The sequence below is a fragment of the Synechococcus sp. UW106 genome, from assembly GCF_900474015.1.
GTDB lineage: Bacteria > Cyanobacteriota > Cyanobacteriia > PCC-6307 > Cyanobiaceae > Parasynechococcus.
The window spans coordinates 37,493-60,787 of record NZ_UCNV01000001.1; the positions used below are offsets into that span (position 1 = coordinate 37,493).

At 59.9% G+C, this 23,295-nt stretch carries 25 protein-coding genes; 10 read left to right on the forward strand and 15 right to left on the reverse strand.

Annotated features, from left to right (window positions below; translation table 11 throughout):
• Positions 1 to 32: 32 nt before the first annotated feature.
• The gene (locus tag DXY30_RS00225) at positions 33 to 1,913 is read left to right on the forward strand and encodes a hypothetical protein (protein WP_371638438.1); all 1,881 of its coding nucleotides are present in this window, start codon (positions 33 to 35) and stop codon (positions 1,911 to 1,913) included.
• Between the two features lie 46 nt (positions 1,914 to 1,959).
• The gene (locus DXY30_RS00230) at positions 1,960 to 2,880 is read left to right on the forward strand and encodes a hypothetical protein (RefSeq protein ID WP_115092868.1); all 921 of its coding nucleotides are present in this window, start codon (positions 1,960 to 1,962) and stop codon (positions 2,878 to 2,880) included.
• A gap of 26 nt (positions 2,881 to 2,906) precedes the next feature.
• Here DXY30_RS00230 and DXY30_RS00235 read toward each other — a convergent pair whose 3' ends face one another.
• Complete coding sequence (locus DXY30_RS00235) at positions 2,907 to 3,518, reverse strand: ferric reductase-like transmembrane domain-containing protein (RefSeq protein ID WP_115092869.1); 612 nt, start codon at positions 3,516 to 3,518, stop codon at positions 2,907 to 2,909.
• Positions 3,519 to 3,667: 149 nt separating this feature from the next.
• On the reverse strand, positions 3,668 to 4,675 hold the full coding sequence (gene pheS / locus DXY30_RS00240) for a phenylalanine--tRNA ligase subunit alpha (protein ID WP_115092870.1): 1,008 nt from the start codon (positions 4,673 to 4,675) through the stop codon (positions 3,668 to 3,670).
• 71 nt (positions 4,676 to 4,746) lie between these two features.
• Between pheS and surE the strand changes: the two genes are divergently transcribed.
• Positions 4,747 to 5,556 carry a 5'/3'-nucleotidase SurE gene (gene surE, locus DXY30_RS00245; RefSeq protein ID WP_115092871.1) on the forward strand — a complete coding sequence of 270 codons (810 nt, stop codon included), beginning with the start codon at positions 4,747 to 4,749 and terminating at the stop codon, positions 5,554 to 5,556.
• Between the two features lie 295 nt (positions 5,557 to 5,851).
• Here surE and DXY30_RS00250 read toward each other — a convergent pair whose 3' ends face one another.
• Together DXY30_RS00250 and DXY30_RS00255 are read right to left on the reverse strand one after the other, a co-directional pair.
• Positions 5,852 to 6,598, reverse strand: a complete 747-nt coding sequence (locus tag DXY30_RS00250; protein WP_244281176.1) for a phycobilisome rod-core linker polypeptide — start codon at positions 6,596 to 6,598, stop codon at positions 5,852 to 5,854.
• Positions 6,599 to 7,203: 605 nt separating this feature from the next.
• Complete coding sequence (locus tag DXY30_RS00255; protein ID WP_115092873.1) at positions 7,204 to 7,764, reverse strand: DUF3611 family protein; 561 nt, start codon at positions 7,762 to 7,764, stop codon at positions 7,204 to 7,206.
• Positions 7,765 to 7,818: 54 nt separating this feature from the next.
• Here DXY30_RS00255 and DXY30_RS00260 point away from each other — a divergent pair, with 54 nt between their 5' ends.
• The 5 genes from DXY30_RS00260 (at position 7,819) to DXY30_RS13755 (ending at position 11,401) form a co-directional block, all read left to right on the forward strand.
• Positions 7,819 to 8,760, forward strand: coding sequence for a bifunctional riboflavin kinase/FAD synthetase (locus DXY30_RS00260; protein WP_115092957.1), 942 nt, complete (start codon positions 7,819 to 7,821; stop codon positions 8,758 to 8,760).
• Between the two features lie 134 nt (positions 8,761 to 8,894).
• Positions 8,895 to 9,953, forward strand: a complete 1,059-nt coding sequence (locus tag DXY30_RS00265; protein WP_115092874.1) for a thiamine phosphate synthase — start codon at positions 8,895 to 8,897, stop codon at positions 9,951 to 9,953.
• Between the two features lie 3 nt (positions 9,954 to 9,956).
• The gene (gene thiS / locus DXY30_RS00270; protein ID WP_115092875.1) at positions 9,957 to 10,175 is read left to right on the forward strand and encodes a sulfur carrier protein ThiS; all 219 of its coding nucleotides are present in this window, start codon (positions 9,957 to 9,959) and stop codon (positions 10,173 to 10,175) included.
• A gap of 18 nt (positions 10,176 to 10,193) precedes the next feature.
• On the forward strand, positions 10,194 to 11,141 hold the full coding sequence (locus tag DXY30_RS00275; protein ID WP_115092876.1) for a DUF1517 domain-containing protein: 948 nt from the start codon (positions 10,194 to 10,196) through the stop codon (positions 11,139 to 11,141).
• 98 nt (positions 11,142 to 11,239) lie between these two features.
• Entirely contained in the window at positions 11,240 to 11,401 is a 162-nt protein-coding gene (locus DXY30_RS13755; RefSeq protein ID WP_170951059.1) for a hypothetical protein, read from the forward strand.
• 4 nt (positions 11,402 to 11,405) lie between these two features.
• Here the strand turns inward: DXY30_RS13755 and larB are convergent, their stop codons facing one another.
• The 5 genes from larB to DXY30_RS00305 are packed head-to-tail and all read right to left on the reverse strand — an operon-like array spanning position 11,406 to position 15,127.
• The gene (gene larB / locus DXY30_RS00285; RefSeq protein ID WP_115092878.1) at positions 11,406 to 12,080 is read right to left on the reverse strand and encodes a nickel pincer cofactor biosynthesis protein LarB; all 675 of its coding nucleotides are present in this window, start codon (positions 12,078 to 12,080) and stop codon (positions 11,406 to 11,408) included.
• Positions 12,077 to 12,517 (reverse strand): TIGR03792 family protein, encoded by a 441-nt coding sequence (locus DXY30_RS00290; protein ID WP_115092879.1) that lies wholly within the window; start codon positions 12,515 to 12,517, stop codon positions 12,077 to 12,079. The genes larB and DXY30_RS00290 overlap by 4 nt, the downstream gene beginning before the upstream one ends.
• 3 nt (positions 12,518 to 12,520) lie before the next feature.
• Positions 12,521 to 13,735 carry a tRNA (guanosine(37)-N1)-methyltransferase TrmD gene (gene trmD, locus DXY30_RS00295; RefSeq protein ID WP_115092880.1) on the reverse strand — a complete coding sequence of 405 codons (1,215 nt, stop codon included), beginning with the start codon at positions 13,733 to 13,735 and terminating at the stop codon, positions 12,521 to 12,523.
• A gap of 6 nt (positions 13,736 to 13,741) precedes the next feature.
• On the reverse strand, positions 13,742 to 14,203 hold the full coding sequence (locus DXY30_RS00300) for a phycobiliprotein lyase (RefSeq protein ID WP_115092881.1): 462 nt from the start codon (positions 14,201 to 14,203) through the stop codon (positions 13,742 to 13,744).
• 21 nt (positions 14,204 to 14,224) lie between these two features.
• Entirely contained in the window at positions 14,225 to 15,127 is a 903-nt protein-coding gene (locus tag DXY30_RS00305; RefSeq protein ID WP_115092882.1) for a phytanoyl-CoA dioxygenase family protein, read from the reverse strand.
• A 65-nt stretch (positions 15,128 to 15,192) separates the two neighbouring features.
• Here DXY30_RS00305 and gltS point away from each other — a divergent pair, with 65 nt between their 5' ends.
• Positions 15,193 to 16,422, forward strand: a complete 1,230-nt coding sequence (gltS, locus tag DXY30_RS00310; RefSeq protein WP_115092883.1) for a sodium/glutamate symporter — start codon at positions 15,193 to 15,195, stop codon at positions 16,420 to 16,422.
• 8 nt (positions 16,423 to 16,430) lie between these two features.
• Here the strand turns inward: gltS and era are convergent, their stop codons facing one another.
• Positions 16,431 to 17,366, reverse strand: coding sequence for a GTPase Era (era, locus tag DXY30_RS00315; RefSeq protein WP_115092884.1), 936 nt, complete (start codon positions 17,364 to 17,366; stop codon positions 16,431 to 16,433).
• A 62-nt stretch (positions 17,367 to 17,428) separates the two neighbouring features.
• Between era and DXY30_RS00320 the strand changes: the two genes are divergently transcribed.
• The gene (locus tag DXY30_RS00320; protein ID WP_115092885.1) at positions 17,429 to 17,950 is read left to right on the forward strand and encodes a hypothetical protein; all 522 of its coding nucleotides are present in this window, start codon (positions 17,429 to 17,431) and stop codon (positions 17,948 to 17,950) included.
• Between the two features lie 9 nt (positions 17,951 to 17,959).
• On the opposite strand, the gene DXY30_RS00325 is transcribed toward DXY30_RS00320, so the two are convergent.
• The 5 genes from DXY30_RS00325 to ffh all read right to left on the reverse strand — a co-directional run bounded on the left by DXY30_RS00325 (position 17,960) and on the right by ffh (position 23,278).
• Complete coding sequence (locus DXY30_RS00325; protein ID WP_371638463.1) at positions 17,960 to 19,378, reverse strand: sugar porter family MFS transporter; 1,419 nt, start codon at positions 19,376 to 19,378, stop codon at positions 17,960 to 17,962.
• 136 nt (positions 19,379 to 19,514) lie between these two features.
• Positions 19,515 to 20,246 carry a Bax inhibitor-1 family protein gene (locus DXY30_RS00330; protein WP_115092958.1) on the reverse strand — a complete coding sequence of 244 codons (732 nt, stop codon included), beginning with the start codon at positions 20,244 to 20,246 and terminating at the stop codon, positions 19,515 to 19,517.
• A gap of 68 nt (positions 20,247 to 20,314) precedes the next feature.
• Entirely contained in the window at positions 20,315 to 21,310 is a 996-nt protein-coding gene (locus DXY30_RS00335) for a PhoH family protein (RefSeq protein ID WP_115092887.1), read from the reverse strand.
• A gap of 8 nt (positions 21,311 to 21,318) precedes the next feature.
• Positions 21,319 to 21,711, reverse strand: coding sequence for a 30S ribosomal protein S16 (rpsP, locus tag DXY30_RS00340; RefSeq protein WP_115023731.1), 393 nt, complete (start codon positions 21,709 to 21,711; stop codon positions 21,319 to 21,321).
• Positions 21,712 to 21,790: 79 nt separating this feature from the next.
• Positions 21,791 to 23,278 carry a signal recognition particle protein gene (ffh, locus tag DXY30_RS00345; protein ID WP_115092888.1) on the reverse strand — a complete coding sequence of 496 codons (1,488 nt, stop codon included), beginning with the start codon at positions 23,276 to 23,278 and terminating at the stop codon, positions 21,791 to 21,793.
• Positions 23,279 to 23,295 lie beyond the last annotated feature (17 nt).

The window sequence follows — 23,295 nt, forward strand, 5'->3', positions numbered from 1 at the left end:
TGAAAGGGCAGATCTCCTTGAAGGGTCAGCCCGTGAGCGACTCATCCATCACCCTCTGGCAAACCCAGGCCGGGCAATCCCCCAAACAACTGAGCACCCATCGCTCGAACAAAAGCGGTGCCTTCAGTGTCAAGGTTCGAGCAACGCAAGGGGTCGTCCATTACCTCTTGGCCGAGGGGGGCGATATCGGCGGATCCAGCGCCGACCAACTCACCATGCTCACGGTGCTCGGCGGAGATGAGCATCAGCAGGTGGCCATCAACGAGCTCACTACCGTTGGTTCGGTTTGGCCAAATGCTCAGCTGCTTGAAGGCACAGCTTTGGAAGGGAGCCAAAGCGCCTTAGCGATCGGATCGAGCCAAGTGGAAAACCTGGTGGACCAGAGCACAGGACGCTTTGGAGCAACGTTGCTGAAGAGCACGAACCTGCTGAATTCTGAGACTGCAGCTCGGATGAATGTGCTCTCAGATCTGATTGCTCTGTGCGGGCAACCGACGCAATCTCGAGCGTGCGATCAGCTGCTAGCACTGACAAATTCAGAGAACACACTCTCGGCAATGACGTCCATTGCCCGTCAACCCTGGAAGAACGCCGGCGCGCTCTATCAGCTGTTCCAAAGCTCATACCCGATCAACAAAGCAACACAGCTGCGCACAACTGCAACCGCTCCCTATTTGCTGTTTCAACCCAAAAGCTTTTCCCTCTCCCTGGTTTTTGACGGTGGCGGTGCTTTAGGGCTCGGGAAGTTGATGTTTGACGGAAAAGGGAGCATGTGGAGTGGAACCAACTGGATGCCGGGATCTCAATCCGGCGTGGTGAACAACATCGGCGGAGGCGTGACCCACTTCGGCCCCGGTGGCACACCCCTCTCACCAGCGATTAGCGGTTACAACGGCCAAGGCATCAACGGAGTGGGCTGGGGGACCGGAGTATCCGAAAAATATGCCTGGGTTGGTGCGTTCAACAACATGGTTGGGGTGTTCGACCTCAAAGACGGCAAAGCCCTCGGGCCAGCCACCATTGATGGGGAAGTGGGTCAGCTTCAGGGCGTCGCCACAGCCGCCAACGGAGATGTATGGATTGCCGACAACACCGCAAACCACATGATTCATTTCCCAGGTGGCGATTACACCCAGGGAGAACGAATCACAATTAATGGGCTCCAAGCACCCTTCAGTGTTGCCGTTGACGCGCAGAACAGAGTGTGGGTGAGCAGCAGTTACAACAACAAACTCACCGTTTTCCCAGGGGACGCTCCTGATCAGGCCAAAACGATCGAAGTGAACCTTGGGGCACGTGGTGTTGCCGTTGACTCAACAGGGCACGTATGGATTGCCCAGCAATCCAATTCTCCTCAAGGAGCACTACCTCCAGGCGCGAAAATGCCGCCCAACATCCCCGCCAATGCACCACAACCCAAGACCATCATGGAGGAATTTGAGGCCGGTGCTGAATACCTTTTAACCAACCCCAACATCACGCAAACTGGCATGGTTGGGTTGATTTCACCCGACATGAAAATTCTCAAGCAGGACATCGCCAAAGGCACCGCTTATATCCCCTGGGGTGTGACCATCGACGGCAATGACAATGTCTGGGTCGGCAATTTATATGGTCAAAGCTTGACTCACATCTGCGGCGTCAATCCCGCCAAATGCCCCGCAGGAAAAACCACTGGGGATGTGATTCACAACTACCAAAGCGGCGTTATTCAAATGACAACCGATGTGATCGTTGATGACGCTGGAAATCTCTGGAGCGCCAACAACTGGTTCGACGGTGAAGTCGTGATCAACCCCACCTACAGGGGACGCACCTCCACATTTGGAGGGGGCCAGGGATTCGTTGTGACCTATGGCGTTGCCGGACCGGTTCAAAACCCCCTGATGGGTCCTGTGCGCAAGCCACGCTGATGGCTTCGTTGTCCTCAATCGCCTGATTCTTCCGTTCCAAAACCCGATGCGTCTCAACCGCCTGCTTGGCCTCGCCACTGCCTGTTTGCTCGCTCCGCTTGCACTGCCGTCTACCGCAGAAGAAGCCTCAGAGAACGACGGCGACACCCGGGTGTACGTGGAGGCCTACGGCTTCTTCCCCCTGGAAACCCACTCCAAAACAACTCTGGACAACAACAGCACCAAAGAAACGCTGGATCTCAGCGATGTGTTGGACATGCTCACCGGTGTGTTCAGCGGCAAGGTGGCTGTTGAGAAAGGTCGCTTTGGCCTACAGGCGGGGCTGGACCATCTCAGCTTCAGCACATCCGAGACGGTCTCGTCCTGGAACAGCTCGAACCCCATTCAGAACGAACGCCACCCGCTCCTGCCGGAGCGGCGGGTCAACTCCAAAGGAACGATCAAGTCGGTCACCGACACCGAGCAAACCATTTTTGATCTAGCCCTGCGCTACCGCGCTGGTGAGATTCAAAAGCCAAAGATGACGCCAGGTTCGGTGAGCTTCGTTGGCTTCGCAGGGATGCGATTGATCGACGCCTCATTGGATATGGACGTGTCGTTCAAAGACGACGTCACCGTCGAAGGAATCCTTCCCTCAAGGCAGCTTCAACGCGACATTGCTGATGCAGCCAGTGAGACGTGGCACAACACCTGGGTGCAGCCCCTCGTTGGCATGAACACCACCCTTGCTCTGGGTGAAGACTGGCAAGCCTTCCTGGCCATGGATGCCGGTGGTTTTGGGCTCAACGGCAAACAGGATCTGTCAGGGACCATCGAGGCGGGTGTGGCCTACGCCCTGGGCAATTCCGCCCAGATTTCCCTGGCCTATCGCTACTTCGGGATCGACTACTCCGCCCACAACGGACGCGACGCCTACTCGTCGACACAAAACGGCGTCTCGATGGGATTCCGCTGGTTGTTTGACTGAGCTTTTATCCAGGGAGACCTGAGTGTTTATCCACTCACGGGGCTTAATGGGCTTTTGGGTTTGATGTGGCCAACCCAGCGGATCAGCAGGAGAACCAGGGTGAAAACAAGAAAAGGTGCATAGAAATCAGCTGGCCCTTTCTTCACATGGCTCACATACGTGAGGGCGAATTCTGCCCAAATCCAATAGGAGCCAATCACGTGCAATCGCTTCCAGTGCTTCATGCCCATCCATCGCTGGGCCGCATTCGTCGACGTCAGGGCCATCAAGGCAATCAACAGATAAGCCACACCCCCAACCAGCCACTTCCCTGCGGGCTGCTCACTCAGGAATGGATCCGGAAAATCCAGAGACATCGCAAGGATCAAGGCCAGATGAATCGCGTGGGACGACGCGAAACTCAACCCGATCCAGCGCCTGTTTTGAAGCATCCACTGACTCAGGGATGACGGCCAGAGGCGTTGCACACTCGAAGCCACAAAGGCCATCGAAAAGAGAACCAGGGAGCTACGTCCCGTTGCATCGATGCCTGCCGCGACTGACGTTGACGTCCAACCAGAGACGCCGAAATGGAGCGCCAGACCCGCCACAATCGCGAGCGTCGCCAAGGCGGTCAGTCGCCACCCAAGACGTGCCATCGACTCTCCCCTAAATCTCTTTTTTAAACACGCTGTTCAGCGTTGCCAACGGAAGTTTCTGGAACTCACTGGGGAGGGCAGGGAACGAAGAGAAGCTTGGCTCTGTTCGAGCTTCAGAGACAGCGCCTCCGAAAAACAGCATTTGCCCCTCAGAACTGCTCCAGGAAACGCAGATCGCTGGTGTAAAGCCGGCGGATGTCATCGATGCCGTGACGCACCATGCAGAACCGCTCCACCCCCAGACCTGCAGCAAACCCGCTGTAACGCTCAGGATCCAGCCCAAGGCCTTCCAGCACAGCGGGATCGACCATGCCGCAGCCCATCACCTCCAGCCAGCGGCCGCGCCACTGCACATCCACCTCAGCTGAGGGCTCAGTGAAGGGGAAGTAGCTGGCCCGGAAGCGCACCGGCAGGTCGCCGAAAAAGGCCTTCAGGAAGGCCATCACCGTGCCGCGCAGATGGCTGAAATCCAGCCCTTCATCAATGGCCAGCACCTCCACCTGATGGAACACCGGGGAGTGGGTGGCATCAACGGCATCTCGTCGATACACGCGCCCGGGAGCAACGATGCGCACCGGCGGGGGATTCTGCTCCAGATGGCGGATCTGCACCGGCGAGGTGTGGGTGCGCATCAGCAGATCAGCCCCGAGGTAAAAGGTGTCCTGCATATCCCGGGCTGGATGGTCCTCAGGGATGTTCAACGCGGTGAAGTTGTAATGGTCCTGCTCCACCTCAGGCCCCTCAGCCACGCTGTAGCCGAGGCCCAGGAACAGATCAACGATCTCTTCTGTCGTGGTGATTAGGGGATGGCGATGCCCCATCGGCACCCCTGAAGCCGGAGCGGTGACATCCAGGCTTTCCTTGGCAATCCGCTCCGCCATGGCCGCCCGCTTCACGGCTTCAAGCCGCTCACCCAACAGCGTCTGCACCTGCGTTTTCAGCACATTGGCGCGCTGACCCACCAGGGGGCGCTCCTGACCGGGCAACTTGCCCATGGCACCCAGCACACCGGAAATGCGGCCTTTCTTGCCCAGCAGCCCGACCCGCAGCTGCTCAAGGGCAGCGGCATCAGCCGCCTCGGCGATCTCGGCCGCAGCCTGCTGCTCGAGGTCATCGAGTTGATCGGTGAGCTGCTGCAGGGTGACCGGTGCGCTCAAAGGGACGTGTCTGACAGCTGCCGACTGTAAGCAGCCAAGCCGCTTAGGTTCACCGCAGTGCAAATACCGCCATGCCCCCGCTGCGGATCCTGATCAGCAACGACGATGGGGTATTCGCCGACGGCATCCGAACCCTGGCCGCTACTGCGGCAGCCCGTGGCCATCAGGTGACGGTGGTCTGCCCGGATCAGGAACGGTCCGCCACCGGCCATGGCCTCACCCTGCAGACCCCCATCCGCGCCGAGCGAGCCGACGAACTGTTTGCTCCAGGAGTCACCGCCTGGGCCTGTAGCGGCACCCCTGCCGACTGCATGAAGCTTGCCCTGTTCGAACTGCTGAAGGAGAAGCCGGACCTGGTGCTCTCCGGCATCAATCACGGCCCCAACCTGGGAACAGATGTGTTCTGCTCCGGCACCGTTGCAGCAGCCATGGAGGGCACCCTGGAAGGCATTCGATCGCTTGCGGTTAGCAGCGCCTGCTTCCAATGGCGTCAATTCCAAGCCGCCGCAGACCTGGCCCTGGAAGTGAGTGAACAGGCCATCGAGGACCAGTGGCCCGAAAACCTTCTGCTCAACCTCAACATCCCCCCCTGCTCTAGGGAGGAGATGAGTGGACTGCGCTGGACCCGTCTCTCGATCCGGCGTTACGACGAGCAATTCAGCCGCCGGGAAGACCCCCGTGGGCGCGCCTACTACTGGCTGGCCGGAGAAGCGGTGCAGGATCTTGAATCAGCTGGAGAAGGCCCCCGGGATTGGCCCAGCGATGTAGCCCAGATCCATGCTAATTCGGCCTCGCTCACGCCGATCCAACCTGATCTGTTCTGGCGGGGACCACTCAGCGGCCTCCCAAATCTCAAGCTCAACGATCAGCTGGTGCGCTAGATCGACTTCCCAACAGTTACTGGCAGGGAGTCAGAAAATGTTTAGCGCCTGGAGGACAACAGAAAACGTCCCAAAGAATCAAGCCAGACAGACGATTACAACCAACAGCGTTCTGCACAAACGGCAGGGGCTCAATGCACTGGCAAAGACTTGACTGAGCCGACAAGCCGCAGTGCGTACACAACTCAAAGGCCTTTCACAAGGAATTTAGCCAGGTGTTTTGCCATAACCTCTGACTTCGCCTGGGTGCAAACCGATCAAGTGGCTTGCACCCAGGATGAAATGAAAGCTCAGATCAAAGACCAAGGAACATTGCAGGAATTCGATCGAGTGCGTGAATGCCAAGCATTTGTGACACGACATTCACCAGCATTCCAGCGAGGTGAGCACCACCCACGAGAGCTAAACCACGCCACAACTTTTCATAATTTGCGGGTGGCTTCCCTCCCAGCCATGCAGCGGAAACTTGCACATAGTCTGGCGCCGGCGGCACATGAATAGCCATGGATACTCCACCAGCAAGATTGCTACGGAGCAAACTATCGCTCCCTTTTGATCGATCACTGCTTGCAAAGCTTTGCTCAAGAGCCGCAATGCGAACAAAGTTTTGCATCGACATTCCACTTGCAGAAGTGAACGATCGAACATAAGGAATCGTATGATCCCCGAAGACTTCTGCATATTCCGCGGAATCAATAATGGAGTCAATCAGTCCATCAAACCCATGCTCAGCCTGGATTGCAGCTGAACTAATAATTTCTTGCTGATTAAGAGGTGGTCGGCCAAGCAAATGCTTGAAATTCAACTCAATCCCTCTGTACGCAGAAACCTTAAAGAAATAACGGGATTTATACAACTCGCTCTTGGCGAGATGACGAACAAATTCTCGAGCACAAAGACGTCCGTCGGCGAATTCTGCTTCCAGCGAATCACAACGCTCATAGGCCATCACATGTGCATTACCCAGAACCTGCCGGTATGCGGCATCAACACACTCGCGCAGAGCCTCTCCATCAGACGGGGAGAAACGATCAAACGTCACCCGATGCGGACACTCAACATGGTCCCTAGGGCCGACGCCGATACGCATCTGTGCACACGATTGCCTCAGATATTCGGCATTCGTCAGAGCGGCTGGACTCATCCCCCTGCCGGCCTGAGACGACGCAAAACCGACGTCCATTGACTTGGACTCAGCGCCGAACCTGAACTTGGGTGAGAGGGAAGCGTTCATTTAAAACAGAATTACTGAAAGCCTTTGCCAAGCAATTGCGAGCACGAAAGACCGTTGATGGCGCAACTCCATTGGAGCGCATTGAAAACTTAGTTGTGAAACAACAATTTCCTCTGCACGCGAAAAAAAATTAAATTAAAGAATAATTAGTTATCTTTAGTTTCTTAAAGCCTTGCAGCATCGCTGAGAAGCGACTGCTTTGAAGATCCAAACAGTCCTGGACGCAAGCCAATTCAGCCTTCAACAGTTCAGCGAGATTTGCGCATCAAGACATCACGCGAAGAGCTTTGACTTGCAACCAAACCCAATCATCGAGGCTCGACCTGATGCCTCTCTCCCCAGATCAGAACCACGAAAAAGCCTTAAGGCATTAATTCACTGATGGAGAGGCAACCGGAGCCAAAGGGATCCATTCATTGCGTGCGATAAACCCGTTGCAGCAGCCACAGGGAGAACAACACACCGATCAGATGGGCGAACAGCACCTGGGTGTTGCTGAGCACGGACAGCATTTCCAATGACGTAATCGCCAGGTTGTCGGCCATGCCGCGGCCGCCGATGGCAATACCGGGGGTCTGCATCGAAGCCTGCACGAACAGACTGCCGGCGAGGGCCTGATAGCCGATCGTGGCGAAGGTGAGGCCCAGCAGATCCGCCAGCAGCCCCCGCTTGATCAGCCGTGCCACCTCCCCACGACTGGGTCGGGCAGCACTGTCGATGGCCCGACCGGCACGAACGATCAGCCAGCCCTGCCAGAGGCTGAACAGCAGCACGAGGAAGGCCAGGGAGGTGAGCGACAGGCCAGGCCCTAGCCCGACAGCACGTTCGGAATTGCGGGCCAGGCTGCCGCCAATGTTGTTGAACAGGAGAACACCCACTACAACGATGCCGAGAACCACCTGAATCCAGAAACGGATCCATCCCATCCGACGCACTCCGAAGGACAACTTCTGGAAATCGAGGAGGTCGGCCATGCCCTGGTGCTCGGTCGTTCAAACTTGCCACCAAAGCGCACCTTCTGCACCTCCTTGATTCCTCTCTGCTCTCCAGAGGAGGCCCGTCGGCCAACAGCCCTCGCTCTGGGGAGTTTTGATGGCCTCCACGCAGGCCATCGTCGTGTGATCGATGAGGCCATCCAGGGCATCCCAGAGGAGGCCATTCCCTCAGTGGTGAGCTTCTGGCCCCATCCCCGTGAGGTGCTGTTCGGCGAAGCACGCCTGAGGCTGGATCTGCCGAGCGAAAAACTCGCCCTGCTTGAACCCCTTGGCATCCAGCAGCTCGTGCTGGTGCCCTTCACCCGGGAGCTCGCTCAGCTGAGTGCGGAAGAGTTCGTCAAAACCGTTCTATTGAGCACCCTTGAGGCCAGGCGCATTGCGGTGGGCACCAACTTCCGATTCGGCCATCAGCGGCGGGGCGACGCCGAGATGCTGGAACGGCTCGCCGCTCGCGGGGGCGTTGAGGTGAAGGTCGTGCCCATCGTTGAAGACCGTGAGGGCCGGATGAGCAGCAGCAGAATCCGCGCGGCCCTCGAGCAGGGAGATCTAGAGGCAGCCAAAGGCTTGCTTGGCAGGGCCTACCGCTTTCAGGGCCGGGTGGTGCGGGGCCGAGGCCTGGGACGAGAACTGGGCTGGCCCACCGCCAATCTCCAGGTGGATGGCCGCAAAGCACTGCCAGGGCTCGGTGTCTACGCCGCCTGGGCCCAACTGGATAGGGCAGGCGAGCGCCTGCCAGCCGTGATGAACCTCGGCCCCCAACCCACGATCGATCCCACATCCCCCTCTGCCGTGGAGGTGCACCTGCTGGATCAGAGCCTGGAGCTGGAGGGGCGGCACCTGGGCGTCGAGCCGGTGCAGCGCCTACGCGGCCAGACCAAATTCAGTGGCCTCGAGGAGCTCAGCAGCCAGATCGGCCGCGACGCAGCCCAAGCCCGCGAGATCCTTCAGACAGGCTCTCAGGCCACGGTCGGATAGGCATTCACCAGGCCCCAGACGATGAACACGCCGATGCCACAGAGAAGAACGATTCCCCAGACCAGAACGTGCATGGTGCTTTCAGAACCACCGTTCTCCATGACCGACGCAGAAACCGTTGCCCACAGGGTGCCATGAATCCGACCCCTAGCGAGACATCCCTGGATACACGGGTGGCACGCCTGATCGATGCCAACCTCGACCGTGCCCGGGAAGGCCTGAGGGTTGTCGAGGACTGGTGCCGCTTCGGCCTGGAGCAGCAGGACCTGGTGGTGCGACTTAAGGACTGGCGACAACGCCTGGGACGGCTCCATCACGACAGCTACAAGCAAGCCCGCTCCACCAGCACCGACACCGGCGCCGGACTGGAGCATCCAGCCCAACTCGACCGCCACAGCCCCGATCACGTGGTTGCGGCCAATTGCGCCCGGGTGCAGGAAGCACTGAGGGTGCTGGAGGAGTACGGACGCAACATCGACCCTGCCCTGGCCGCTGAAGCCGCTGTGATCCGCTACGGCCTTTACGACCTGGAGGTGGTCTGCCTCAACGCCACCCTGCGGGCCAGGCGACGCACCAAGCTTCAGGACTGTCGCCTCTGCCTGATCACAACCCCCTGCGATGACCTGAGCGATCGGGTGCAGGCCGCCCTGCAGAACGGGGTGAGCATGGTGCAGTACCGCTTCAAAGCGGGGAACGATCTCGAACGCCTGCAAGAGGCCCAGCAGCTGAGGCAGCTCTGCAACCGCTTCGGGGCGCTGCTGATCATCAATGACCGAGTTGACCTGGCCCTCGCGGTGGATGCAGATGGGGTACACCTGGGCCAGGAGGACATGCCCAGCGACGTGGCACGCTCTCTGCTGGGTTCCGCGCGTCTGCTGGGCCGCAGCACCCACAGCATCGATCAGGTTCATCAAGCTCAGCAGGAGCCGATCGACTACCTCGGCTTCGGCCCCATCCACTCCACGGCCGTCAAACCCGAGCGATCCCCTGTTGGCATGGAACTCTTGGCACAGGCCACTGCGATCAGCCAACGCCCCGTCTTTGCCATTGGTGGAATCACGCTGGCCAACCTGCCGGCACTGCTCTCGGCTGGGGGCCAGCGCGCGGCGGTGATCGGCGCAATCATGCATGCAGATGACACCGGGCAGGCCTCGCGGCAACTGCTCCAGCAGCTGGACCACGCCACGTTCTGAGCCATGCCTCTCACCCTGATGGTCAACGGTGAAACCCGCGTGCTGGATCCAGCGCCGACACCCGCCACCCTGGCGGCCGTTGTTGCCCTGCTGGCCAACAACCCCAAGCTGGTGGTCACGGAGCACAACGGCGTGATCGCACCCCGCAGCCGTTGGGACAACATCGTGGTGAAGGATGACGACACCCTTGAGATCGTCACCATCGTTGGTGGTGGTTCCTAGAGTCGCCGGATTGATGCTGTGGGCGCTGCTGTGGCCACCCCCCGACTGTTGACACGACCCCGACGACTGCTCGCATCACTACTTTTGCCGCTCGTGCTTGTGGGACTCTGCCTGTTCCAGGCACAGCCGGCTGATGCAGCCCGCGGTGGGCGCATGGGCGGGGGCAGCTTCCGCGCTCCTTCGATGCCCCGATCCAGCGGCGGTAGCTATGGCGGTGGGTATCGCGGCGGTGGTTACCGCGGCGGAGGGATGGGCTTCCCCTTCATCATTCCGATCTTTGGATTCGGTGGCGGTGGTCTGTTCGGGCTGCTGATCCTGATGGCCATAGCGGGTGTACTGGTCAATGCCGTCCGGGGTGGCGGCGGCGCCCCATCCATCGGAGGTGCTGCTGCGGCTCCAGCCATACCGCGCAACGTGAACATGATTCAGGTGCAAGTGGGGCTGCTGGCCAGTGCCAAATCCCTTCAGGACGATCTGCGCTCTTTAGCTGCCTCCTCCGACACCAGCAGTTCAGCCGGCCTCCAAAGGCTGCTTCAGGAAACCACCCTGGCCCTGCTACGCCAACCGGACCTCTGGGTCTACGCCAATGCAGAGAGTGGAAGTGTTCCGTTCAGCTCCGCTGAATCGACCTTTAATCGCCTCTCCATGAACGAGCGCAGCAAACTGGACGCTGAGCTCACCAGCAATGTCGCTGGTCAGCGGATGAGCGACACCAGCAGCAGCGCTGGCGAGGCAGATGCCACCAACGAATTCATCGTCGTGACGCTTCTCGTCGCGTCAACGGCAACGGCCAAGCTCGGTGGAGCTGACACTGGGGAAGATCTACGCCAGACCTTGCGCATCCTCGGTTCCACAGCCTCCACTGAATTAATGGCCCTCGAAGTGATCTGGCAACCGGAGGGGCGCGGTGATGTGCTCAGCGCCAACGACCTCGTCACCGCCTACCCCAATCTGCAGCACCTCTGAAGAACTAAAGATTTTCTTCGCCGATTTTCAGGGTTTCTGAGTATTCCTTCTCAGGAATCAGTCTTAGTTTGTTGATAACCAAATTTGGACTTCCGGCGTTGGCCCCCGACCCCCGCTCCATGGAATGGCAACAAGATGGCGAGCTGGCTCGGGCTGATCTGGATGCTCTTGTAAATGCACTGCTGCGCGTGGAGTGCGACCGCAACTCTGCCGAGCTCCAGCGACTGGGCCAGATTGATCCACCTGCTGCTGCCGCCTAAATAATCAGCCCAATTCAGCGGGCTCGAATCCTCTGAGGATCCGCAATGCAGCCATCGCGGCACCGTAGCCATTGTCGATATTCACCACCGTCAAACCGGGGGCACAGCTGGCGAGCATCCCTTCCAAAGCGGTCCTCCCCCCTGAGCTGATCCCATAACCGACGGAGACCGGGACGCCAATCACCGGCTGGGAGACAAGACCGGCCAGTACCGTCGGGAGAGCACCCTCCATCCCCGCGCAGGCGATCAGGATCCGAGCCGTTGCCAAACGGGGAAGTTGATCGAGAAGGCGATGCAATCCGGCAACGCCAACATCCATCACAGGGTCAACGCCAATGCCATGGCAACGCAGGGCAAGAGCGGCTTCAGCCACCACAGTGCGATCACTGCTGCCTCCACTCAGCACCACCACCTCAGCAGGAGGCGGTGGTACAGGAGGCAGAGAACCCAAGGTCAGGCAGCGGGCATCAGGGTGCAGCTCAACCTCCGGCAACATCTCGAACACCCGTGCCGCTTTGATGGGATCCACCCGGGTCACGAGCCCCAACTCTCCTGCTGTGGCAAAGGTCTCGAGGATGGCGATGATCTGATCGGCCGTTTTGTGTTCCCCCCAGACGGCCTCAACCATGCCCAACCGCTGGCGGCGCCGCAGATCAAGACGAGCGTCAGGGGTGTTCACTGCGGCAACAGTTCTCCCTCAAACACAAGGGGAAAGGGGTTGCCCTGGTTCTGTCCCGTTTGCTCACAGGCCAGCATCTCGAAGCGCGCCTGAACCCGCTCCACCTCCTCAGGAGGAATGGATTTCCAAGCCTCACGACTGCTCCAACGAATCAGCAGCGTCCCCTCCTCGGTTGCCGGATCCCAGAACAGATCACGACCCAAAAATCCAGACTGGTGCTTCAGCCAAGGCTCCCAGCTGCCGCGTTCCGCAACCATCCAATCCTCACGACTCTCCTGGGGCACCTTCAGCCGCAGGTGCTCAATCACGGCCACCTTGTCACCAACTTGAGGGTCGGCCCATGCCTGATCCCGTGCCTCCGAAAGCCCTCCCAACAACAGAACCAGCGCCAAACAAGGTCCGATGACCCTAAGCAAAACAAGCCTGAGTCGATGCACGATTCAGCTCCTCTGCAGGAGTGCCACAGCCTGGCAACTGATGCCCTCTTCCCGTCCCTCTGGACCCAAGCCTTCGTTCGTGGTGGCCTTCACACCCACAGCGTCAGCGGCAATTCCGATGGTTGACGCCATCGTGCTGCTCATCGCCGCGATATGCGGTTTGAGCTTCGGGCGCTCAGCAATCACAACTGCATCGATATTCACCACCGACCAGCCACGCTCTTTGACCAGCTTCACCACTTGATCCAGCAGCTTCAAGCTGTCGGCTCCTTTCCATTGGGGATCGGTCGGTGGGAAGTACTTGCCGATATCGCCAAGGGCTAGGGCCCCGAGCAACGCATCCATCACGGCATGCACCAGCACATCGGCATCACTGTGACCATCAAGACCAAGACCGTCGGGATGCTCCAGGCTCACGCCCCCGAGGATGAGGGCCCGTCCGGGCACCAGCCGATGGATGTCGTATCCGTTGCCGATGCGCAGCTCCATGCCGGGGTCTATGGGGTCGAAAAGGACATCCATTGTTGCGGCCTGCCAGCGGGCGAACAGGTCGGGCCGCCGTTCGCGGGTCCGCTGCTCCCGCTGCTCCTGACGCCATCGGGCAATGGCACCGTGATCACCACTGCGCAGCACGTCGGGAACCGTCATGCCGCGAAAGTCAGCGGGGCGGGTGTAATGCGGGTGTTCGAGGAGGAGTGCACTGTGGCTTTCCTCCACAAGCGAATCAGCCGTCCCCACCGTGCCGGGAAGTAAGCGAACAACACCGTTGATCACCGTCATCGCCGGCAGCTCACCGCCGGTGAGGACGAAGTCCCCCATCGACACCTCCTCATCCGCCAAGCCGCGAATGCGCTCGTCGAACCCCTCGTAGTGACCGCAGAGGAAGACCAGTTGATCGTGGTCGGTGGACCAGCGTTGCAAATCCTGCTGCTGCAGGGGACGCCCCTGTGGTGACATCAACAGCACCCGACTGCGGGAGCTACGGGGGATCGCCTCCATCGCGGCAAACACCGGTTCCGGCTTGAGCACCATGCCGGCACCGCCGCCATAGGGCTCGTCATCCACCTTGCGATGGCGATCTGTGGCGAAGTCCCGGGGATTGTGCAGGTGCAACTCGGCAATTCCTGCCTTGAAGGCACGCCCGATCACCCCCAGCTCCAGCAGAGGGGCAAACGCCTGCGGCGCCAGACTCACCACATCAAGGCGATAGGGCGCCATGCCGCCTCAGGCCGCGGGTTTGGACACCCTTCGGATGTCCGTACAGAAACTGCCCTGAACCGGTGTTCCTTGCGCATCAACAGCTGTGGTGCTGCGCAGGCGCAGGTTGACCCGCGTGAACCAGATCCTCTCCTGAACAAACACCCCGTCGGCCCGGCTGAGGTTCAACTCCATGCTGCCGTCGGGCCAGAACCTCCAGCTACCAGGGGCATCACCATCCAGGATCAGCTGTCCATCAGCGGCAAAGGTGAGGGTGCTGCAGGTCCCTCCAGGGGCCTGCACCTGCAGTTGACCGAGAGCCCCCTGCTCTTCCACGCAGCGGACAGTGAGTTCACCCCGCTCGCTGCTATGCCAGTCGTCATCACCTCCGGCAGCCAGCTCAAAACAGCTGCGAAGGCTCATCCACTCACCGTCGCAGAGATTCAGAAAAGAGGCAGGGTCTTCCGGGGGAAAGGCTTGTTCGCTCATCAGACCATCTTCTCAGCCGGGTCACCAGCTGATGGGGAGAAAGGGATAAGGGCGGTTCCAGCCATAAAGCGCAAGCCGCTGCTGTCCCTGGGCGGCGGCACCACGACGGTGAAAGCCGAAGACATCCGCCAGCACCAGGGTGTTCGCTGGGCAAGTCAAGGCAACGGGCTTGGGCAGCCCCAGCTCTGCCAGGGATTCTTCACGAATGCGGAACGATCCAGAGACATCCGGCTGCCGCCGTTGTTCAGCGGCAGCGGTGGCCGTGGCCTGCTCCCAACGCAGGCGAGGCGCATCGAGGCGATGGCTACCCGGCACGTATTCGAAGGGTCCGTCCTGGCGTTGAACCGGGCGCAGAAAAAACCAGAACTTGAGAGCACGAAAGAACGTGTCGCGATGCAGATCCTTCTGCAAATCATGCGTCCGGGTCTCCTCGCCATGCACCGTCAGGTAGATGTCGAGCTTGCGCGGATTCATTGGCAGCCCAATGATCTGACGCGATCCCTCATGGAGCCGCTGGTCATGGGAAAAGGCAGCGGCCCGAGGCATCTGCTCGGGATCGATGTGGAGAAAACGGTTGAGGGTTCCACCATCAAAACGGTCAAAACCTCCAGGAAAGGGTTGTTTCGGGCGAAAGCCAGGTCGGGTGTTGTCTGGTGCTGGATGGGAGCGTGACGCGCAACTGACTACAGCCTCCACCTCGTCACGCAAGGCATCAAAGTCGTGTTGCGGCAGAAAGTTCTCCAGCACCACAAAGCCATCTCGCTCCAGGCTGGCCAGCTGAGCTGGTCGAAGCAGACGTCTCCAGAGGCAAAGCGTCTCCGCCAGCTGAACGCGGTGTCGATGCAGCTTCCAACGCCGGTTCAGGCCAGGGTGACCCACCCACGGATCTCGAAAGGTCTTGGTGCGGGTCAGCAACGAAAGCATGAGCGCGACATTACGCGCTCATGCTTTCGTTCATACATTGAAGTTGAAAGGTCAATTCCTTTGCTGTGATTGAACTCTCGCCACTGGTTTCAACCACCACCGGCTTTCTCGTGTTGTTCGTGGGGAAACGCCTGAACCGCGAATTCAAGGCATTACAGAACTATTCGATTCCAGAGCCCGTATCGGGGGGCCTACTTGTGGCCGTCCTCCTGACCCTGCTGCATGTGGTGGGTGGGCCCGAACTCAGTTTCAACCTTGATTCGCGGGACTTTCTTCTGGTTTATTTCTTCACCACGGTGGGGATGAATGCCCGTTTCAGCGACCTTCTCCGAGGCGGACCGGCACTGTTCATTCTTCTGGGCATAACGATCGGCTACATGACGCTGCAGAACGTCATCGGAGTCACGATGGCGGGTTTGATGGGGCTGCATCCCGCCACGGGACTGCTCGTGGGAACGGTGTCACTGATTGGTGGACACGGCACAACAATTGCCTGGGCTCCGAGCTTTGTGGACACGTTCCAGATTGAAAGTGCCATGGAAATCGGTATTGCAGCGGCCACCTTTGGGTTGGTGCTGGCCAGTGCCAGCGGCGGACCCATCGCCCAATTCCTGATTCGTCGTTTCCAGATTCCCTGTCCGAGCTCAACGGTTGAAGATAAGAACCAAAGAGGCCAAGCCAACGACGAACAAGATCCGTTGCCTGGAAGAAGGCAAATCGACATGACCTCCTTCCTGGCAGCCCTGTTGGCCATCAACATCTGCATCATCACCGGCACGTTGCTGAACGGTGGCATTGCCGCCCTCGGCCTGAAACTGCCGCTGTTCGTGCCCTGTTTGCTAGTGGGCATCTTGTATTCGAATCTGCTCCCAGCAGAGCGATCTGAGCGAGCTGTTTTCCATTGGCCCCGTCAATCTCCATCCCTCGATCTGATCGGTGAACTGTCCCTGGGAATCTTCCTGGCCATGTCCCTGATGAGCTTGCAGCTGTGGACCTTGGTCGGTCTTGCCCTGCCCTTGCTGGTGATCCTGCTGACCCAGTTCATCGTCGCTCTGGCCGTGAACCTGCTGCTCGTGTTCCGGCTCATGGGACGGACCTATGACGCAGCTGTGATCTGCGCGGGCTTTGGCGGGATCGCCCTCGGTTCCACACCAACGGCCATGGCCAACATGACGGCTGTGACGCAGCAATACGGAGCCTCGACGCGGGCCTTTCTGATCGTTCCGCTGGTGTCTGCCTTTTTCCTGGATCTGGTCAATGCATTCCTGATCCCCGGATTCATCGGCCAGCTCTAAGGAAGCGTTCAGTGGTCCCCTGTGTACCCAAGTTCAGCCAAGCGGGCAGGTTTGCTTCGCCAATCCGGCACCACCTTGACGAACAGCTCCAGATACACCGGGCCATCGATGAGCACCTGCATCTGCAGACGCGCCCCCTGTCCGATCGTTTTAAGCATCGCCCCGCCTTTGCCGATCAGGATTCCCTTCTGACTCTTGCGTTCCACCAGAACGGTGGCCAGTACTGCGGTCCGCCCCGTTCCTTTGCCCTTGGCCGGCATCTCCTCAATTCGATCAATCGTGACGGCGACGCTGTGGGGCACCTCTTCTCGCGTATGGAGAAGCACCTGCTCGCGAATGAGTTCCCCCAGCAGCACCCGCTCCGGTTGATCGCAAACCATCTCAGGCGGATAGAGCTGTGGCCCCAAGGGCAACTGAGCTGCCATCGCTGCTGTGAGCTCGGCGCAACCATCTCCTGACAGAGCGCTGCAGCGATGCACCGGCCAGTTGGTCTCCTGCAGAAGGGCGTTGTAAGCCTCATCCGCCTCGGACTGATGCCCCTCCGCCAACTTGTCCCACTTGTTGAGGGCCACCAACACCGGCAAGGACTGCTGCTGCAGCAGATTCACGATGAAGGCATCACCCCGCCCCGGGCGCTCACACCCCTCCAAAAGCAATACCACCAGGTCCACCTCACCGATGGCACTACGAGCACTCTTCACCAATCGTTCCCCAAGCAGATGGTGGGGTTTGTGGATGCCAGGGGTGTCCACCAGCACCATCTGAGCCATCTCAGTGGTGAGGATCGCCCTCAGGCGGTTTCGCGTGGTCTGAGCCACAGGGGAGGTGATTGCCACTTTTTCCCCCACCAGCTGATTCAACAGGGTGGATTTGCCCACATTCGGGCGACCAATCAGTGCGATGAAGCCAGAGCGGTAATCCTCTGGCAGCGGAGTTGGGTGCATGCCCCAAGTCTGCGCCGCCGTTGAATCGTTCAATAGCCTGATGGGAGGATTTCGAGAGGGCCATGGCGGATCAGCAGCCCACCTTCCAGCAGGCGATGGAGATCACTGCCGCTTGGCTGCAGCAATGGGACAACGAGGAGATCAGTGATGAAGTGCTGGCCGACCGCATCGGTGAAATGGTGGCCAGCCGAGATGGCGCCCGGGGATTTTTTGTAGTGAGCCTTGCAGGAGACAGTGTGCTCATGGATCGGTTGCCCGACGCCGTTGTCGGGCAACTGCGCAGCGCTGGGGATGGAGTGGTTGATCTGAGCGTCCGCAATCTGGCCATGAGCACCGCCATGGCCGTTCAGCACCGACGATCGGGGGATGCAGCTCAGCAGGCCGGTTCGGAGCGGGTCACCAGCCGCTGCATCGAACTGCTCAGGTTGCTGGAGCCGGCAGACGTGAAAGAGCGCCTGGAGCAACTGCTGGCCGCAGCCCTCGACAACCGCGGCGAGGATGTCCCCTTCCTCAAGAAGTGGGGATATGACGCCGAGCAGAAGCAAGCCATCGGAGACAGCGTTTATGCCGTGGCAGAGGGCTGAGCGGAGAGCTCAGGCCATGTCTTCCAATTCCTTGCCACTGGTTTCCCGAACGAAGAACAGCACCAGAAAAAAGGAGATTGCAGCAGCCGTGGCGTAAAACCCATAGGCAAGGGCAGGCCCAGACGCCTCCAACAACGGCGGGAAGGTTCGGGCGATGAACCAGTTCGCGATCCAGTTGACCATCGCGCAGAGACCGAGCGCGACGGCACGAATGCGGTTATTGAAGATCTCGCCGAGCATCACCCACATCACGGGTCCCCAGGAGAAGCCGAAAGCGAAGACGAATAGGTTTGCGGCCAATAACGCCACACCAGCTGCCATGCCCGCAAGCTGAGGAGCGCCGTTCACCACAGCAGCCCCAGCAAAGACCCAGCTCATCGAGCCCAGGCTGAGGGCCATCACCACGGAACCGATCAGCAGCAGAGGTTTACGGCCGATGCGATCAATAAACAGAATCGCCACGAAGGTGGTCACCACATTGGTGACCGACGTAATCACGGTGACAATCAGACTGTCGGTGGTGCTGAAGCCCACCGCCTGCCAGAGAACACTGGAGTAGTAAAAGATGACGTTGATGCCAACAAACTGTTGAAAGATCGCCAGCATCACGCCGGTCCAGACCACCGGTAACAGCAGATTCCTCGCGTCGAGCAGATCCGTCCAACGTCCGTGATCGGTGTTCTCCAAACTGTGCTGGATCCTGGCGATCACCTGTTGAGCCGGCTCGTGCAACGTTCGTTCAATCACCAAACGGGCCCGCTCAGGCAAGCCTTTCTGCACGAGGTAGCGCGGACTTTCCGGAATCCCCAGCACCAGCACCCCATATAGCGTTGCGGGCAACACCTCCGACAACAGCATCCAGCGCCATGCGGCCAAAGGACCAACGGCTGACACCGGATTGCGATCCGGCGTGAACAGCACGATCGCGTAGTCGAACAGCAGGGCCAGAAAAATTCCCACCACGATCGCCAGCTGCTGCAGTGATCCCAGACGACCACGCTGCTCAGCAGGTGACACCTCGGCGATGTAAGCCGGTGCCAACACGCTGGCGAAACCGACCCCAAGGCCACCGATCACCCGCCAGACGATCAGGCCGGTCAGAGTCTGCGCCAAGGCGGAGCCGATGGCACTGACCAGGAACAAAGCGGCGGCCACCACCATGCTGTGACGGCGACCGATCCTGTCGGACAACCAGCCCGCGACAAAGGCACCGATAGCCGAACCGATCAATGCCGATGCCACCGCACGACCCAAGTCGCCCGACGAAACCTGAAACACCTCGCCAATGGCACCAACAGCTCCATTGATCACCGCGGTGTCATAGCCGAACAGAAAACCGCCAAGGGCCGCTGAAATAGCGATCTGAAGGATGAAGCGCAAGCGCCGCCTTTGCCGCTTCAGCTCGGGAGCAGAGGCCGAAGGATCCAAAGTCAACCGCAGGGCTATCTCCAATGCAGCGATCTGATGACTTGCTGTCAGCTGCTCCGCAAGGAATCGACACCGGATCGTCGGACACAAAAAAGCCCCGAACTGGCCGGGGCAAGGGATTCATTCAGGGCGAGCGTCAATCGCGACGACCACCGCCGTTGAGCACGATGATCAGGCGCAGGATGAAGATGAACAGGTTGATGTAGGTGAGGTACATGCTCAGGGCACCTGCCAGGTATTGGTCATCCCGGTAGGAGCGGGGCATCGTGTAGAAGTCGACGAAAGCAGCGCCAACGAACAGCACGGTGCCGAAGCCGGCGATCATCAACTCAAAGCTGGTGCCATGGAAGATGGTGGGGGCAAAGATCCCGCCAATGAACTGGACGACCATCGCCAGAATCAGGCCGATCAAGCCGAGGCCAACCACGCCGGAGAGGGCCTGACCAACGGAATCGCTCATGCGACGACCAACGATCGACGCAATCACAAAGGTGATGCCGGTGGCCAGGGCAGCGGTGCCAACCGCACCGATACCGGCGACGGCTCCAGCGAAGGCCACGAGACCGCTCAGGGTGAATCCGGTGATCAGGCTGTAGATCGACAACAGCGGCAAGGCTGTCGCGTTGTTCCCCTTCATCGCGACGTTCTGCGCGACGAAGAACAGAACCAGGTTGCCGATCACTGCCACCCAGAACAGGGGCATGAACAGCGGGGTGGCCATCATCGAAAGACCACCAATCACCCCGATAGAGGTGAGCACCATGCCGCCACCGACGTAGGGCAGCGCTTTATTGACAACGTTGGGCCCGACAAGGGCGCTGGATTGCGCCTGGCGGATCGCCTCCTGGAAATTGCTGCTTGCTGGCATGTCGACCAGGTCACCAAAGAGTCCACACATCCTGCCAGCGATGGCAAGGGGGTGGAGTGTGGATGTCCCTATCGACGCTGAGGCTTGGCTGTTTTGCGTTCGTCCCGTCGGGCATAGGCCTCGACCACCCGCTGGACAAGGGGGTGGCGCACCACATCGGCCGAGGTGAGACGACAGACAGACACGCCTTCCACACCATCCAAAACGTCGGAGGCCTCCACCAAACCGCTCTGCACGGTGGCTGGAAGGTCCACTTGTGTGATGTCGCCCGTCACCACCATCCGAGAACGCTCTCCCAGACGGGTGAGCACCATGCGCATCTGGGCAGGCGTGGTGTTCTGAGCTTCATCAAGGATCACAAAGGCATCGCTGAGGGTGCGGCCCCGCATGTAGGCCAGCGGAGCGACCTCAATCACCCCCTTCTCCAACAGCACGCTTGTTTTCTCCGCTCCAAGAAGGGAATGCAAGGCGTCATAGAGCGGGCGCAGATAGGGATCCACCTTCTGCTGAAGGTCGCCCGGCAGGAAGCCCAGGCGCTCCCCAGCCTCGACAGCTGGCCTGGTGAGAATCAAACGCTCCACCTTGCGTTCGGTGAGCATCCGAACAGCAAGAACGGTGGCCAAGAAGGTTTTTCCTGTGCCCGCAGGCCCGAGCGCAAAGGTGAGGTCGTGGCGCTCCATGGCATCCACATATTTCTTCTGTCGCAGGGTGCGCGGGCGCAGCAGATTGCCCTTTTGGCTCTTTGCCAACACCTGCTCCCCCATGGCGGCATGGTCATCGCCGCGGCCGGTGTTGAGCGCTCCAAGAGCCGATTGAAGATCCACCGGAGAGACCGACTGCCCCTCCTGCCAGATCGGGCGCACCAGTTCCACAACCGCAGCAGCCCGTTCAATCTGCGTCGGCCGCCCAGTGATGACCAACTGAAGACCCCGCAACACCATGGAGGCTCCTGTCAGAGCTTCGAGGCGATGCAGGGTTGTTTCTGCTTCACCGGCCAAAGCCAATGCAGCATCGGGATCAGGCAAGTCGAGAACGAAACGGCCGCGTTCGCCGTCGTCAGACACCGGAATGATCAGCCCTCGGTGGATTCGGCTTCAGCGGAATCGGAAGCAGCCGCTTCAGCTTCAGCAGCCTTGGCATCAGCAGCATCCTTAGCGGCCTGCTTGGCATCAGCCTCACGCTTGGCCGCTTGCTTGGCCTTACCGACAGTTTCTGCAGAACGCACGGTCTTTTCAAGAAGACCGCCGCGCTCGAGCAGCGTGCGCACGACATCGGTGGGCTGGGCACCCTGCCCCAAACGCTCACGGATGGCCTCGGTATCGAGACGCGTTTCCTTCGTCCGCGGGTTGTAGAAGCCCAGCTCCTGGAGGGGACGACCGTCCCGACGAGAGGTGCTGTTACAGGCCACGAGGCGGAAGCTCGCTTCCCGCTTCTTGCCAAACCGCTTCAGGCGGAGCTTGATCATCGTGGCCCTGGAATGAAGGAAAAGTGGTGGTCCGGCGGCGCCTAAACGCCCGCCAAACAACCACCATACCGTTCCGCCTTCACAGATCCCCGAAGCCCTTCTTCTTCTTGGCCGGTCGCTGCCGCTTGGGCGGTCCGCCGCGACCGGGGCGGCCACCGCCAGCAGGCATTCCACCCATTCCTGGCATTCCACCCATCCCCGGCATCCCACCCATCCCTGGCATTCCAGGCATACCGCCCATCCCGGGCATGCCACCCATTCCTGGCATACCGCCCTGACTCATCTGCTGCATGAAGCCACGCATTTTTTGGAAGTCGGCCAGCACCTTGTCCACATCAGCGGGCTGATGACCGCTGCCGCTGGCAATCCGCCGACGTCTTGAGGGTTGACTCGCCAGCAAGTCGGGGTTTTCCCGCTCCTGCTGTGTCATCGAGCCGATCATGGCCTCGATGCGCTTCAACTGCTGCTCTCCCTGCTTGAGCATGCCGTCATCGATTTTGTTCATGCCCGGGATCATTTTCATCAGGCCACCGAGCGAACCCATGCGCTTGATCAAGCGCATCTGCTTCACGAAGTCCGAAAAGTCAAACGTCGCCTCCTGAAGCTTCTTCTGCATCTTCTCGACGTCGGCAAGTTCGACCTCCTTCTGGGCCTTCTCCACCAGCGTCAGCACATCACCCATGCCGAGGATGCGACTGGCCATCCGTTCGGGATGGAACGGCTGCAGCGCCTCCACCTTCTCGCCAGTGCCGATGAACTTGATCGGCTGACCGCTCACCTTGCGGATCGAGAGGGCCGCACCGCCGCGGGAATCACCGTCGAGTTTGGTGAGAACTGCTCCAGTAATGCCCACCTGATCGTGGAAGGCACGGGTGAGCTCGGCCGCCTCCTGGCCAATCATCGAATCCACCACCAGCAGCACCTCATCGGGCTGCACGGCGGAACGGATCCGCACCATCTCCTCCATCATCTCGGTGTCGATCTGGAGACGGCCGGCGGTGTCCACCAGGAGGGTGTCGAACCCCTCCTGCTTCGCTTTGGCCAAGCCAGCGGCTGCAATGTCCTCCGGCTTGGCTTCAGCTCCGAGGCTGAACACCTCCACATCGATCTGGGCACCCAACGTCTTGAGCTGCTCGATAGCCGCTGGTCGATAGACGTCGGCACCCACCATCAGGGCTCGACGTCCCTGGTCCTTGAGGTGCAGACCCAGCTTGGCCGTGGCGGTGGTCTTGCCCGCACCTTGGAGGCCAGCCATCAGCACGACGGTGGGAGCCTCGGCCGCCTTGGCCAGAGGAGCGTTATCACCCCCCATGACCTCTACCAGCTGCTCATGGACCACCTGGATGAACTTTTGATCCGGGTTGACCCCTCGCACCACTTCAGCGCCGACCGCTTTATCGCGGACCTCAGCGACGAAGTCCTTCACCACCGGCAGGCTCACATCCGCTTCAAGCAACGCCCGACGGACGTCCTTCAGCGCCCCATCGACATTGCTCTCGCTGATCGTGTCCTGTCCCCGCAGCCCCTTGACCGCATCCTCAAAACGGGCTGAAAGCTCGTCGAACATCGGCGTAAAGCCCCTGG